Origin of the sequence: Williamsia sp. (assembly GCF_016462415.1) — a bacterium.
GTDB lineage: Bacteria > Actinomycetota > Actinomycetes > Mycobacteriales > Mycobacteriaceae > Williamsia_A.
The window spans coordinates 94,129-108,402 of the sequence record NZ_JAEMTF010000003.1; the positions used below are offsets into that span (position 1 = coordinate 94,129).

Consider the following 14,274-nt stretch of genomic DNA (forward strand, 5'->3'; position numbering starts at 1 on the left):
TCACCGTGCGCCTCTCCGGCACCTCCATCAGCCGTGGCGCGGACACCATCTAGATCCACGCTTGCTGGCTCACCTCGCCTGACCACCACCGGCGAGGGTCACCGACCTCGCGTCGTACCAACGACCTCTGACTACTCCCCGGCGGGATCTGGTAACCGCTTGGCGACGGACTTCAGACCCGTGTTCAGGACAGCAGTTCCGTCTTTGATGGCCTTCGCGATCGACAACGGCGTACCGGGAACGGTCGCTGCGGCACCGTTATAGTCGCCGACGTCGATGACGTATTTCAGAGTATCGACCGGTCCGAAAGGGCCGTGCGCATCGATCGTGACGGTGAACTGCGCGGGATTAGACGGATCGTTTGGGGCGAAAACGTCCATGTTCGCCCCCAGGTTCCATTGCATCACTCGACCGGGCGGCAGAGCTTCGAACCGTGCCGTTCCCGGGTGGTCCGAAGCGGTAGGACCGACGGAGCGGCCTTGTCGCCACCCCCCGGGGAGTGGCGGATCGAACGTCATCGCCACGCTGCTGGCGACAGTTGGCCCCTCGTTCTTGAGTACGAGCATCAGAGACCACCCATGCTGCTCGTGGAGCCTAATGTCGGCCCACACATAAGGTTGCGCGGCATCTCGCCGCAGCTGCTGCTGGAGTTTGGTTTGCTCGTTGGACAGCTGTACCTGGCGCCAGGTGAGGTAGAGGGCAGCAGCTGCGATCACCGCACCTACGATTGCGACGACAGCGGATACGTCGATGTCCATGCTGCTTGTTTCCTCTCCTACGCGGCATCTGCTCACCACACCCGGCCCGCCCTCGGTCCCGCAGTCCTTAGCCAGCCTTGTGACGACCTCGCCGACGCGGCACGAATGCGACATTTCCTTTGAGTATCGGATAACGCGGACCGCGCCCGCCGGTCGCCCTGGCTGAAGTAGCACTGCCGGGTGATTCCGTTGGCGGTTCGGCAGCGAGTGCGCGTCAATGAAGCGGTAGCGAGAACCCAAGGCCGCCCGACATTGGTGGCGTAAGCGTGAGTTTCCCGCCCCTCCTCAGCGGCAGATACCTGCAGAGTGGCCGCGGCCCCGGGCCCTTCGCGATCATCGCGCGTTACTTGGTTTCGCGACTAGGTTGATGTGGCCGGTGGCGATTGGTGAGGCCGCCACCGCGGGCCCTATCCATCAGAGGCGGATATCGTCGCGGGTCGCAGGAAGCACTCGCGGGTCTTAGGTCAGAAAGCGTTTACGCGGTCACCACGACCAAGAGGTCTGATCTGCACAGACCGGACCCGACAAACGTCGGCAGGCGCGCCCGGAGGAACTCCCGCTTGCTGTCGCCCGCATGTCGAACGAAAGCCAGGCGAACACTTCCGCCGAATACTCCTCGAGAAGAGAAACCCTAATCACGAATGTCGCTCGTGCCAAGTGGCTGACCGTTCCATCTACTTGCGAAGTAGCCCTTTGCGTTGGAACACTTTTCGCAATCCCCCCGGCGTAAGGTGAGCCTGTTCCTGCAATTCGGGCCAGGTCGCACCAGCCGACTTCGCGGCGACAATGTTGTCATCACGCTCGGTAATCAGATCGGTGATCTCGGCCTGCTTGGCGTCGAGGGCAGCGGTCGACGCAGCGACCTTCGCCAGCAACGCTTCCTTGTCGGCCATCACCGGGACTATACCGGGCAGACAGCAGGCGATCAGCGCTCGACGAACGGTGCGGGGGCGTTGAGTAGGCTCGAGCGATTCTCCTCGACGCGGTCGGTTGTTGACGAAAAACTCTCGCACCGTACTGCCGTTGCCCGCGCGCAACTGAGAAACTTGCTGAACACCATCCGAAACCACAACCCGACCATGCGGTCCCTAAAAGCGTTCCGCCGTCCAGCATTTCTGCGCGGGATCTCGCGTCCGCCTCGCCGATACTGTCGCAGTTTCCGACATGCTAACTGCGTTCGACGCGGGTCCAGGGAAGTCTCCGGCGCCTGGTCTTGACTCTTCCGCCAGGAGTGTTTCGTTCGCCAAGTCGCACAGCCCAACAGCTTCGTCAAGAAGCAGGCGGGCTTTGTCCCGTGTCGTCGGCCGCGCCGCAGAGTTCAAAGCGACCTCGACCGCCAGCGACTTAGCTGTCGCCGCCCACTGTCGGCTGCGGTCGGGGTCAGACGCGCGAAGCTCGACCGAGTCGTGAATGGCTTCGCGCGCCTCGGCAAGGGTTCGCCTGGCAGTTCGGTCGGCAGCGAGATCGGCGTCGACATTCCGCGGCTGCCCTTGTTCAGTGGGCATCGTATCTCTCCAAGAGGGCATTAATCCGTACTGCCGACGTCCTCACCGCGACAAGTGCGCTGGCACAGTCACTCTGAACCTCGTGGCTGGCGTTGGTAGCTCGTGCGATTTGGTTGATGTTGTTGCTCAGCGCAGCCAGCATTCGGTATGCGCCGAACATGGACGTCGCCAGGTGCGCTCGATCGCTTGCAGTCTCGCCTTTGTCGGCAAGCGCCGATTCGACAAGTAGGCGCGACACCGTCACCCGGATCGTCGACGCACGCGCGGCCAGCCGCGCCTCTTGTTCGGGGGTCACCTTGACCTTGTGGATGACGGCGCGCCCTCCCGCGACATTCTTCTGGCGGAGACGTCGAGAGGTGAGATGCGGTCCGTCCAATGCAGGCCCTTTCGTGACGACGACTCGAGCCCGTGCCAACGGCTCCACAGCCGATTGTGGAAGCGTCGGTAGGACTACGCAAGACAAAGCAGCAACCTCGCACTCACTGGACTGATCGAACCAGTTGGAGTCATATTCGTCTGCACAACAGATGGTTTCACCATCTAGAGCTAGCGTTCCTACACGATCGTCGAGTCGTGAATCCCAGTCGGAGTCCGACGATGATCGAGACAATGTCGTCACGCGAAGTAGCGGAAGAACGTCAGCAGTCCGCCCAAGCGTCGAGCTAAGTGCGAGCCTCTCGCGCGGCTTCGGAGTGGACGAGGGACACAGGCTGTCGGCCCCGTCTCGTACAGTTGCGCTACTCGTCGCGGGCCGAGGAGTTCGCATGGCGCCATTGATCGAACGGCCACCCGCACAGTGTCCCAATGGTCACATCTTCAAACCGCGCACCTACCTCGTGGGGTGGGACAACACCCGTGACGTGCTCTGCAGGGTCTACGTGTGTCGAGTGTGCGACGCTGCGATCTATCGTGGCTGACTTGAATCAACCAATCGCGCCGCGATCAGGGTCGCACCGGACATGTACGGTTACCGACATGATCGGAGCTGTCGTTTTTGACGTTGGTGAGACTCTTGTCGACGAGACGCGCGAGTACGGGACCTGGGCCGATTGGCTTGGGGTTCCTCGACATACGTTCGTCTCCGTCTTCGGCGCAACCATCGCGAACGGGCTCGACTACCGCGAGACCTTCCAGGTTTTTCAGCCCGGTTTCGACCTCGCGAGCCAGCGTCAAGCGCGGGCGGACGCCGGCCTGCCCGAGTGGTTCGGCGAAGAGGACCTCTATTCAGATGTCCGTCCAGCGCTCACGCAACTGCAAGAGCAGGGTGTCTGGGTGGGGATCGCCGGCAACCAGACCGTGCGTGCCGGCGGGTTGCTGCGCGGGCTCGACCTGCCGACGGACTTCATTGCGACGTCGGACGATTGGGGCGTCCAGAAGCCCGAGGTCGAGTTCTTCCACCATGTGATCGAGGCCGCGCCGTGTCCGGCCAACGAGATCATTTACGTAGGAGATCGAATCGACAACGATATTGCGCCAGCCAAGAAGGCCGGCGTGCGGACCGCGTACATCCAGCGCGGCCCGTGGGGTTGGATTCACCGGAACGAGCCCGAGGTTTCTGAGCTTTCGGATTGGAAGATTCAGAGCCTGACAGAGCTGACCGAGATCGTTTCAGCAGAGAACGGGTAAGTCCGTTAACCAACAAGGGAATTGACCGTCGTACGCCAGTCGTAAAGGCGTCCATCCAGGTCGCGTACCGAGGGTAGCGAATCCCATTCGCGGAGCGATTGCCTCACTGCCTTCACACGGTCCATCGCCGTCGCGTACCAGGTCTCGCCGAGCTGATCGAGGGCAGCGGACAGATGCTCGCATGCACGCTCCGGATCGTTCTCGATGACGGCAGTTGCCGCGAGATCCGCCAGCAGGATCGATCGTTGCTTGACTGCGTTATCGGGAAGCGTTCGCAGAGCAGCTTCCAGCGTCTCGCGGGACTCCCTACCCTGCCCCGACGCCATCAGCGTGTTGCCCTTGAAACCTGCGAGCCGTTCGGGCGAGAACCAGTCGAACCACGCTGGCGTATCCACGTCGTCAGAGTCCATGAGGCGCTGTTCCGCCTCGTGGATGAGCTGCAGCGCTCTCCGCGTATCGCCGAACCGCGTCTCGACTTCTGCTTCGACGGCATCGAGCCAAGCGGTGACAAGGTCGTTCGCGTCAGCGCGACGCGCGAACGCACGGGCTGCTCGCACCCGGTCACGCGATTCCTCAGCGCGTGATGAGTCCCCCGAGAAAGCCGGCGCAAACGCCATGTGTGCCAGTGCCGCGGCACCGAGTAACGAGTCGTGCGCCTCATGAGCGGCCTGAAGCGCCTGGACGTAGCTGGCCTGCGCGAGGTCGGCCTTCTGCAGATCGAAGAATTCGAGTCGACCCGAAAGCAAACTCGACTCCGCGACTGCCGCCGCAAGGAGTGATCGAGCCGAACCCGAAAGCTGATCTATCAAATCGACGCCGAGGTCGGCGTGCTCAGACACTGCGCGATGAAGCTTCGGGGCAGGAACTGACCAGTACAGGCGGCGGTAAGCAACCGTCGCCGCCGCGTAGTCGGTCGCGACTGATGCTGGCAGGAGCTGGCCCAATGGTCGAGACCGCGGGTGCGTCGCGCCTCCGCGGCGCCGAGGGGGATTTTCGTCAGGCGCTGGCTCGCGCAGGTCATCACCCCAGGGCGGCGTGAAACCGAGCTCTACGACGGGGCGATGAAACAGTAATTCGAGTGCTGTCGCGTGTTCGGGCTGCGGCCACGGAGGCGTGTCAGACTCCCATCGCCGAACCGTTCGCGGTGTAACAGCAATTCGGAGACCGGCGTCGCGCGCAGCAGCTGTGACCGCGTCCGCAAGCGCCGTCTGTGACCTCAGGCCAAGGCCTTGCCGGGCGGCACGCAGACGAGCGTTCCCAGTGGTCGTCATGTGCCCATAATAGCGAGCAATCCGTCGAGATCAAGTCCTATTTGGACGACAATGGCCGTTTGGTGTCCCCTCCTACGTCCTTCTAATGTCCGCTGGCTGCGGAGATGCTTCGTACAGCACCGGCGGATGGTCCAGCTAGCCCAGGGCCTGCCACTCAGAAGACGCCGTCGGAGGTTCGGGCGGATACCAAGGAGAAGTCGTTGAGCGAAACACGATCGGCCAGTACACAACTAATGGAACAGCGTGCGCTCAGCGGAGTCGGACTCGATCCAACCGAAACTTGTAGCGAACGATGCACGAGGGAGACAGCCGACACGCTTGTTCTCCTTCAGACCTTCATCGAGCAGATCACGGCGCGGACACAGATGTTGCGTGAGCTGGCTGATTGGGCATCACGGTTGGCACGCGAGCCCCGGCTTCGCGACCGCACCTACGTCGAGGCGGAGGACGCCCTCAGTCGTATGTGCGCCACCGAGTCCGCAGACGACCTGGCCGACGCTCTTCGAGACATCGCACACCGAGAGCAAGCTGTCGGCGCAGTCCTCGGTGCCGCGCGGACTGCGCTCGGGGCTCTCTACGTCGATGGGCCCGAGGACTGTGTTCGCGGCGCTAAGTCGTGAACGAAGAGGATGTCGCCATCACGAGCTCGCTGAAGGTGGCGACCGGGTGCGCCATCTGCATCACAGTCGCAATCGCGAGCGGCGCATTCCTGCTGTCCTTCGCGGCATTGAGCGACCTGGCCGTGAAGGCCGGTCAGCCCAAAACGCTCGCCTGGATCTGGCCGGTGATCGTCGACGGCGCCATTCTCCAAGCAACCATCAGTGTCGTGGCGCTGGCGCCGAGTGCCGAGACGAGGTCGGCGCGCGGGTTTTTCTGGACGGTGCTCGCGGTCGCCGCAAGCGTGTCGATCGCCGGAAACGCCCTGCATGCGGCGGTATCCACCACCCGGACCCTCGCGCCACTCGTTGGCGCCGGCGTCGCCACTGTCGCCCCGGTGAGCCTCCTGGCGGCCACCCACGGGTTGACGCTCTTGCTCCGATCGGCGCGACGTGGCGAAGACAGCACCGCGAGCGCCACCGATGCGGCGACAGAAACGGCGCCCCGCGGTGAAAAGCCGTCGATTGATCTAGACGATCCGGAGCGTACGGCTAAAGATGCGCCGGCGCGGGAGGCCACGGCCGAGGCCGACCGTGGTGACATCGCCGTCAACTTGAAGGACTCGGGGTGGTCAAACCGCCGAATCGCAGTCGAGCTCGGCGTCCACCACAAGACGGTCGGACGGCTGCTCGCAAAGGCCGCGGAGCCGACTCAGCTGGATGCCGCACCGTGCCCTCCCCCTACACCTACGTCGGTGGAGTCCTCTGCCGACGACTCTCAACAGGAAAGCAGGAAGTGCCATGCGTAATTCGATCGGTGAGCGGGAAATGCTTACGGCCAACGAGGTCCGGGAACTGACCGGTGTCCCCGTATCGACGCTTCACGACTGGGCGGCCAAGCGCGAGCGCGGCGTCGAAGCGCCGGGGCCGCATCACCTGCGACTCAGCGACAGGCACCGCCGCTGGACACGCTCCGACGTCGTCGAGTGGCTCGACTCGACGCGAGTCTGACACTCACACCCAATGAGTTGGAAGGCAGTTGACTGGGCCACCGACGCCAAAGTCGGATCACCCGTCCTCAAACTGATCCTCATCCTCCTCGCCAATAAGGCCGACGAGCAGTTCTCCTGCTTCCCATCGGTCCGAACCCTGATGGCCGAATCGGGTGCCGGCCGCAGCACGGTCTTGCGGGCCTTGAAGACGCTGGAAACGGATGGGCTGATCACGCGGCGCGCCCAGTTCCACGCATCAGGTGCGCAGCGCTCATCTCGCTACTACCTAAATCATCCTGACGTGCAGTTATCCCCAGAGGGTGTCGATACGACACTCCCCCGTCCCGAATCGGGACGGGGCCTATCCCGAAGGAGGACGGAGGGGGTCCCAATTCGACACCCCCCGGGAGATCCGCAGGTGGACCCCTTGAACCCCCCAAAAGAACCACCATCCGAACCCTCCACCCGGTCAGCGAAGCTCTTCGATGCGCTCCCAGCCCCGTGGACGGTCGGTCGGGCTGATCGAAGACGACTAGGGCCGGCGATCGACGGTGCATTGGAGAGCGGCTGGACCGCTTCCGCTCTCACCGAACACCTCAGTCGCAACCCCCACGGCGTGCGATCACCGGTCCGCGTCCTGGAGAAGCGGCTCGCGGATCTTCCTTCGCCGCCCAGTGGTGGTCGCGAATCCGCCCGGCGTCTCCCGTGGTGCGGTGATTGCGAGGACGAGCAGTCGCGAACGATGACGGTCGTCGACGAGAGCGGTTGTGAGACCGCAGCTTTCTGCCCTCGCTGCAGTCCGCAGTCCGAGCGCACTCGTAACCCACGTACCGAATGATCCTCCGGCACTACACGAGCAGGAAGTGACAAATGACCATCAAACGCAGGGAGGTCGGTGGCGGCGTCCGCTTCGACGTCCAATGGCGATTGCCCGACGGTTCCAAGCGTAAGAAGACATTCCGTACCGAGCGGGAGGCTCGGCAGTTCGACGCAACCGTCGCAACGAGTACCGCTGCCGGCGAGGTCACCGATCCACGCGGCGGCAAGTCGCGATTGAAGGCGGTCTACAAATCGTGGCTGGCTTCGCGTCCGGATCTGAGCGCGAAGGTGCGCCGCGGTTACACCGACAACTGGCGCCTGCGCATCGAGCCCAAGTTCGGGGAGTGGCCAATCTCCCGGATCGACCAGGAGTCACTGCAGGAGTGGGTGAACGACATGACCGAGTCAGGGCTTGGACCTCGCACCGTTCGCTGGACCCATTCAGTGCTGAAGATGTGCCTGGACCACGCGATCGACTCTGGTCAACTCATCGGCAAGAACCCGGCCGCAAAGACTCGATTCCCGCCGATGCGTCCGACCACCCACGTCTACCTCACGTCGTCCGAGGTGAACCGACTGGCAGAACTCTGCGGCCATCAGGGCGACATCGTCCTCATCCTCGCTTACACGGGATTGCGGTACGGCGAACTCATCGGATTGAACGTTGAGGACGTCGATCTCGCCGCACGCCGTCTCCGAGTGCGCCGCTCCATGTCGCAGGTCGGTGGTCGGCTCGTCGAGGGGAACACCAAATCAGCCGCCGGTCGGCGTTCGGTTCCGATCCCACAGCGCGTCCTTCCGCTGCTCGCTGCGCGCATCGAGGGTAGGCCGCACGGCGCGCCGGCGATCACAGCTCCCCGCGGCTCGCGACTCAGCCTCGAAAACTGGAAGCGAGACGCGCACTGGAAGGAATCGATCGCCGCGATCTTGCGGCCCACCATGCGAGTTCACGATCTCCGCCACACCTACGCGTCGCTCGCTCGCCGAGCGGGTGCAGATTTACGGCTCCTACAGAAGACGATGGGACACGCCTCGATCACCATCACGGCGCATACCTACGCAGACCTCTACGATGACGAGCTCGATTCTGTCGCGGCTGCGCTTGACTCACTCGATGACCTTCCATCAGAAGGTGACCCCTAAGCGCGAGTCGTAGCCGAAAACACGTCGCAACCCTACGGCTTCGGATGCAGCTAGGCACCTATTGATCCTGATTCGAGCCGTCAGCCAGGCTTGCAATCTGATCGCGCCGAGTTGGCGGGTTTGCACGACCGTCGGCTAATTCCAGAGAGAATTTGCCCTCTAGTGAGTGGCCGAACCTCCGGCGCCTCCGCGGCCGCCGCCATCGAACCGAGATCGACGCGAGGGCCGCCACGGCAGAAACGGCAACGAGCAAATACAAAATCAAGATGGTTGCTTCGCGACCACCGGTGAAGCCGTTCACGTCGCTGACCACGTTGGACGGCCAACGGCCCATCCTCCCAAAAGCGTCGTATGCTTCCGCTATTCGAGGCAAAAGTAGCAAGAGCACCACGCAGAATCCGGCAATCGAGAGACCGAGCGAGCGCCGATTTTGCGTACGGGAATAGTTTGAGGTCACTAACGCCTCGAGGGATCGCACGCGGTCAAGCAACCGCGAATAAAGTTGCGCTGTGCGTCGGCGTTCCAACACAGCGTCTACAACGAGTTGCATCGTCTCGTTTGCGTATATGTCACGTTGATATTCGGTAAGGCCTGTAGTCAACAGCCGCTGGGCTGTAAATAAATTTCGATCGCGAATCTGTGTCGCGTTGGTCAAGATATCGATCTGACGTAATTGCGCATGCTGCGATAATGCAGACTCAATGGGGGTCACAGCGTGTACCATATCGCGCATAAAATCCGCGGACTCCGCTTCGTAGTCTATAAGAATTGCCGTGGCAGAGGATATATACAAAGCTACATCAGTAGTCGGGAGCACATTTAGCAGAGCGGTGTCGTGCACCGCTGGAGCGTATTTTCCGTCCGACGCAGTTCTACGCACCAGCGCAGTTAAATGGTCACGATGCGTGACCGTAAATTCATTTTCTGAGCACGCGCATAGCGGCTTTCCTAGGGAAAGAATGGGGTGAACATGCCATTCGTGGCGGAGTGATTGACCGACAGCACCGCACACCGCATCAACATAAGTCTTGAAGACGTCAGAAACAAAGAACCCATTCTGACCGTCTGCTGCTGCAAAGGTTCGCCATAGAACCCCTTCAGCTCGTGAGGACTCTTCCCATTTGAACCGGCCACGCCTCCGCTGCCGCCAGGTCAGGCCCGCCTCTACAAGCGGTTGTGACAGGCTCACGTCACCGAGTAGCAGCCATTTCGGAGACATAGCCTTCTGTGCCATTTCGAAAGAGAGCTCCTCCGCAAGGTCCACGGAGAGAGTCAGGATACCGATTCCCGAGTGATTCAACATGAGTGACACCTCAATTGCGCCCTCGTGACATTCCTCGTCGACCTCTGACTTGAAAAAGCAGCGCTGAAGCGATACGCGAATGTACGGTTCGGACCGAAAATAGGACGGAAAGTGAAGCGCTTCTTCAGGCCGCAACCGAGCACCTAGCATTATCATCCTGTCGATCACGACTCGGCTCATATCGTCCGGGATGTGATCGATCAGATTTTTGATATCGCTCATAGAGCTTCCTGGAGGGCTAATGCCATTCCGATCGCCACTTTTTCGCCTCAGGACCGATCTAGAAAATATGAGGATGATCCGCATCGTGTGCCATGGATCTATCCGAAGAAGATTCGCCCAGGATGGATTTTCGGAGTTCAGCTCCGCAAGAAAGCGTACAAGTCGATCTGTTGAATCTCGAAAACCGATTATCTTCACAATCCCACGGTTGACCCGCAGCTCGTCAGATCCAGCAACAGACGCGACGACCGCGAGGTTGCGCCCTAGTAGCCGCCGCGTGGCCTTCCTGATATCGAATCCTGGCCCAAAGTCAAGAACGAAGGAGTAGTGCACGCCACAGCCATATACTGAAAATGGGTGCTGCTCGGTCTCTTCGGGTGGTTCCACGCGGATGGCCCTTATCGCCTCGTCATTCAGGAGCGCGCCTTGACGTTAGTTCAACTCTCGTTGCTGCGTCGCCGTCCTACGCAGCAACGTTTACAAGGTTTGCGACGTAGCTAATCACAACTCCGACGAAGAGCAGTGCAACACCGAACCAGGTCGCCCCCGCTTGCTCGAAAACTGCTCTTCGAGGAAATCGCGTAACGCCATACGCTCTGCTGCTACACCCGGACCGACCTGCTGCACCACTCCTTCGAACGCGGCAGGCCGATCCTCGGCAAGGTAGTGCGTCGGCCCCAGCCGCCGGGAGCATTTTGCGGACTCTGCGACCGGAGGGCGACGCGATGCACATCCTTCGGCTCCTCTGCGGAGTCGAGACCAGCCTTCAGCAGCCGAAGATTCCCGAAGGTCTGACGCGCCTCACGGACGACCAAGATACCGCCTGAACCCGAGCCAAGAACGCAATCGTTTGAAGCAAGTATTGCGGGGGGTCCATTTCGGCAAAGTACGCCGAGGCTGCGACAGCTTCTTTGAGCACGCATACAGCGGGGAGGTGGTATGCGGACAGCAAGCCCGATACGCCACATGCCGACGACCTTCCGCCTGACGACGGACCCTCATCAGGTTTTGCCCCATATCTGCCCCATATTTGGCCTAGTGCGGCATCTCGGGGGAGCGAGCGAAGGTGAGCGCAAACCGCTGACCTGCAGAAACAGTGTGTGGCCAGAGTCGGGATCGAACCGACGACCTTCCGCTTTTCAGGCGGACGCTCGTACCAACTGAGCTACCTGGCCGTACGGCTTGCAAACCCGCAAACCGGGGCTACTTCGCCGCTTGCGGCCTTCTCGAGAGAAGACCAAAGCGACCCTGACGGGACTCGAACCCGCGACCTCCGCCGTGACAGGGCGGCGCGCTAACCAACTGCGCCACAGGGCCTTGCTTGTACAACACGTGCTCCGGCGTATCTCGAGTTGTCACCTCGAACGCCGGGTCAGCGTACCCCCTACGGGATTCGAACCCGCGCTACCGCCTTGAAAGGGCGGCGTCCTAGGCCGCTAAACGAAGGGGGCCAGTATCTCCGTGGGGAGCTAGATGAGCTTAGGACACTCCCCGTTTATTTCTCAAATCAGCTGGACACAGGCCCGGGGCCGTCGACTTCGACGACCCCGGGAACCACTGTGATCAGGCGTGGACGACGACCGCGTCCTCCGGCGTGGCCGGCAGCTTGCCGCTGCGGACCAGTGCGGCTGCGAGCAGTCCGCCGATGGCGAAGATCCCCGCGGCCCATCCGAACGCCGTGGTGTAGCTGTGCACGGCGGCCAGCTGGCCGGCGTACTGCGGGTTCGCCGCCACCTCAGACGCGTGGTCGGTGATGTACGACGCGACGGCACTCGAGGCGATCGTGCTGAGCAACGCGGTACCGACGGATCCGCCGACCTGCTGCATCGTGTTGACCGTGGCCGACGCGACACCGGCGTCCTCGGCGGACACACCGGAGATGGCGCCCTGCATGGCCGGGGCCATCGACGAACCGATACCGAGGCCCATGACGATCAGGCCGGGCAGGATGTGCGCCGCGTAGGTGCTGGTCTCGGTGAGCTGTGTCAGGTAGAGCATGCCGGCTGCGGCGACGAGCATGCCGACCGTCATCAACCAGCGAGGACCGAAGCGGGGCAGCAGCACCGACGTCGAGATGGTCGCCGTGAGCACCAGGGCACCGATCATCGGCAGGAACGCGAGTCCGGTGCTGATGGGACTGAAGCCGAGGTTCTGCTGCAGGTAGTAGGTGAGGAACAGGAAGATCCCGAACATCCCGATACCGGCGATGAACACCACCAGGTACGACCCGCCGCGGGTGCGGTCGAGGACGATGCGCAGCGGCAGCAGCGCGTGTGCGGTGCGTGACTGCAGGTAGACGAACACCGCGAGCAATGCAGCACCGGCGACGAGCCAGGTGATCGTGGCCCAGTCGCCCCAGCCGTTGGTCTCGGCGTTGGAAAAGCCGTAGACGATCGAGAACAGCGCGGCCGAGACGGTCACGACGCCGGGCATGTCCAGACGGGGCCGGACGGCGGCCTTCTGCGAGCCGATGAACAGCAGCGCGCCGACGAGGGCGATCGCGGCGATCGCCAGGTTCACGTAGAGGCACCAGCGCCAGTCGGCCCACTCGGTGAGCATCCCGCCGAGCAGCAGGCCGATGGCTCCGCCACCGCCGGCGATGGCTCCGAAGATGCCGAACGCCTTACCGCGCTCCTTGGGGTCGGTGAAGGTGGTGGTCAGCAGCGACAGCGCCGCGGGTGCGAGCAGCGCGCCGAAGACGCCCTGGCCGGCACGAGCGAACACCAGCATCTCGAAGTTCACTGCGGCGCCGCCGACAGCGGACATCACGGCGAAGCCGACGAGACCGACCATCAGGGTGGTGCGCCGACCGAAGATGTCGGAGAGACGGCCACCGAGCAGCAGCAGGCTGCCGAAGGCGAGTGCGTAGGCGGTGACGATCCATTGGCGGTCGGCATTGTCGAAGCCGAGCGACGCCTGGGCGTGCGGCAGAGCGATGTTCACGATGGTGGCGTCGAGCACCACCATCAGCTGTGCGAGTGCGAGGACGCCGAGGATCACCCAGCGGAGCCGGTGGTGCCGGTCCCCTGCGCTCTCTCCGACTCCCTGCGGGTCGAGCTCTGTGCTCAGTGTGGTCATGAGATTCTCCGTGTTCTGAAATCTAGCGGAGGAACGACCTCCGGTTACGAAGATCACGGTAGCACTAAGTGGAGGTTTGGGCTCCAGTTGATAGGGTGTGAGTATGACCACTACCGATACGACTGACGAGAAGGCCGCGATCCGGCCTCTTCGCGCAGACGCCGAACGCAACCGTCTGCGCATCATCGCCGCAGCTCGCGAGCTGTTCGCCGGCCGTGGACTCGAGGTGACGCTCGATGATGTGGCCGCCCACGCGGGCGTCGGCATAGGCACGGTCTACCGCCGTTTCGACAACCGCGACCAGCTCATCGAGGGCGTCTTCGTGGAACATCTGCACGACGTGACGACCCGCCTCACCGCCGCCCTGGAGTCCCCCGACACCTGGAACGGCGTGGTCACGCTGTTCACTTACGTCGGCGAATCGATGGCCGGCGACCGCGGCCTGGCGTCGGTGATGATGCGTATCGACCACACGGCCCCGGCCATCGAGACCGCCAAGCTGGCGATGACCTCACTGATCGAGCAGGTACACCGGCGCGGGGTGGACGAGGGCGTGCTGCGCCCGGAGATCGAGCGCACCGACTTCTTCGCGTTCTTCACCATGCTCTCGGCCATCGCCGACGTCACGCAGTCGACGGCGCCCGGCACGTGGCGTCGTTACCTCGAACTCATGCTCGACAGCATCCGCGCCGACGGTCACCGGCAGCCGCTCGCGACCCCGGCGCTCACCGACGCGCAGATCCGTCAGGCGCAGGCCGCACGCTGCCAGACCCGCTGACATCCGGCGCGACACAGCCGTCGAGCCGTGTCGGCCGACGGCGTACGCGTCTGTAAACTTCTCTGCGGTGCCGCGGTCGATCCGCGAGCACATGCCCCTATAGCTCAGTTGGTAGAGCTACGGACTTTTAATCCGCAGGTCGTAGGTTCGAGCCCTACTGGGGGCACCAGCGTCAGGACTCCG

Annotated in this window: 12 protein-coding genes and 4 tRNA genes; 7 read left to right on the forward strand and 9 right to left on the reverse strand. The window is 62.6% G+C overall.

Translation table 11 applies throughout. The annotated features are described in order from the left end of the window. Positions 1-131 precede the first annotated feature (131 nt). The 3 genes from JHC79_RS01590 to mobC form a co-directional block, all read right to left on the reverse strand. Complete coding sequence (locus JHC79_RS01590; RefSeq protein WP_296388118.1) at positions 132-758, reverse strand: hypothetical protein; 627 nt, start codon at positions 756-758, stop codon at positions 132-134. Positions 759-1,432: 674 nt separating this feature from the next. Further along, positions 1,433-1,651 (reverse strand): hypothetical protein, encoded by a 219-nt coding sequence (locus tag JHC79_RS01595; RefSeq protein WP_296388119.1) that lies wholly within the window; start codon positions 1,649-1,651, stop codon positions 1,433-1,435. Positions 1,652-2,252: 601 nt separating this feature from the next. Further along, positions 2,253-2,558: a plasmid mobilization relaxosome protein MobC gene (mobC, locus tag JHC79_RS01600; RefSeq protein ID WP_296388120.1), complete on the reverse strand. Its 306-nt coding sequence runs from the start codon at positions 2,556-2,558 to the stop codon at positions 2,253-2,255. 680 nt (positions 2,559-3,238) lie between these two features. Between mobC and JHC79_RS01605 the strand changes: the two genes are divergently transcribed. Next, positions 3,239-3,889 (forward strand): HAD family hydrolase, encoded by a 651-nt coding sequence (locus JHC79_RS01605; RefSeq protein ID WP_296388121.1) that lies wholly within the window; start codon positions 3,239-3,241, stop codon positions 3,887-3,889. A gap of 5 nt (positions 3,890-3,894) precedes the next feature. Here JHC79_RS01605 and JHC79_RS01610 read toward each other — a convergent pair whose 3' ends face one another. Further along, positions 3,895-4,728 (reverse strand): hypothetical protein, encoded by an 834-nt coding sequence (locus tag JHC79_RS01610; RefSeq protein WP_296388122.1) that lies wholly within the window; start codon positions 4,726-4,728, stop codon positions 3,895-3,897. 1,048 nt (positions 4,729-5,776) lie between these two features. On the opposite strand from JHC79_RS01610, the gene JHC79_RS01615 reads away from it, so the two are divergent. Genes JHC79_RS01615 through JHC79_RS01630 form a run of 4 tightly spaced genes read left to right on the forward strand, consistent with a single transcriptional unit; the run spans position 5,777 to position 8,710 of the window. After that, the gene (locus JHC79_RS01615; RefSeq protein ID WP_296388123.1) at positions 5,777-6,565 is read left to right on the forward strand and encodes a DUF2637 domain-containing protein; all 789 of its coding nucleotides are present in this window, start codon (positions 5,777-5,779) and stop codon (positions 6,563-6,565) included. Then, entirely contained in the window at positions 6,558-6,767 is a 210-nt protein-coding gene (locus JHC79_RS01620; RefSeq protein ID WP_296388124.1) for a helix-turn-helix domain-containing protein, read from the forward strand. Before JHC79_RS01615 ends, JHC79_RS01620 begins: the two co-directional genes overlap by 8 nt. Positions 6,768-6,779: 12 nt before the next feature. After that, positions 6,780-7,586 (forward strand): helix-turn-helix domain-containing protein, encoded by an 807-nt coding sequence (locus tag JHC79_RS01625; RefSeq protein ID WP_296388125.1) that lies wholly within the window; start codon positions 6,780-6,782, stop codon positions 7,584-7,586. 32 nt (positions 7,587-7,618) lie between these two features. Next, positions 7,619-8,710, forward strand: coding sequence for a site-specific integrase (locus JHC79_RS01630; protein ID WP_296388126.1), 1,092 nt, complete (start codon positions 7,619-7,621; stop codon positions 8,708-8,710). 58 nt (positions 8,711-8,768) lie between these two features. On the opposite strand, the gene JHC79_RS01635 is transcribed toward JHC79_RS01630, so the two are convergent. From JHC79_RS01635 to JHC79_RS01655, 5 genes are all read right to left on the reverse strand, one after another. Further along, complete coding sequence (locus tag JHC79_RS01635) at positions 8,769-10,235, reverse strand: hypothetical protein (RefSeq protein WP_296388127.1); 1,467 nt, start codon at positions 10,233-10,235, stop codon at positions 8,769-8,771. A gap of 1,101 nt (positions 10,236-11,336) precedes the next feature. Then, positions 11,337-11,410, reverse strand: a tRNA-Phe gene (locus JHC79_RS01640). A gap of 68 nt (positions 11,411-11,478) precedes the next feature. Beyond that, positions 11,479-11,552, reverse strand: a tRNA-Asp gene (locus tag JHC79_RS01645). A 61-nt stretch (positions 11,553-11,613) separates the two neighbouring features. Beyond that, positions 11,614-11,686: transfer RNA gene (locus tag JHC79_RS01650), tRNA-Glu, on the reverse strand. A 112-nt stretch (positions 11,687-11,798) separates the two neighbouring features. After that, the gene (locus tag JHC79_RS01655) at positions 11,799-13,313 is read right to left on the reverse strand and encodes a DHA2 family efflux MFS transporter permease subunit (RefSeq protein WP_296388128.1); all 1,515 of its coding nucleotides are present in this window, start codon (positions 13,311-13,313) and stop codon (positions 11,799-11,801) included. Positions 13,314-13,416: 103 nt separating this feature from the next. Between JHC79_RS01655 and JHC79_RS01660 the strand changes: the two genes are divergently transcribed. Together JHC79_RS01660 and JHC79_RS01665 are read left to right on the forward strand one after the other, a co-directional pair. After that, complete coding sequence (locus JHC79_RS01660; RefSeq protein WP_296388129.1) at positions 13,417-14,091, forward strand: TetR/AcrR family transcriptional regulator; 675 nt, start codon at positions 13,417-13,419, stop codon at positions 14,089-14,091. Positions 14,092-14,184: 93 nt separating this feature from the next. Next, positions 14,185-14,260: transfer RNA gene (locus tag JHC79_RS01665), tRNA-Lys, on the forward strand. Positions 14,261-14,274 lie beyond the last annotated feature (14 nt).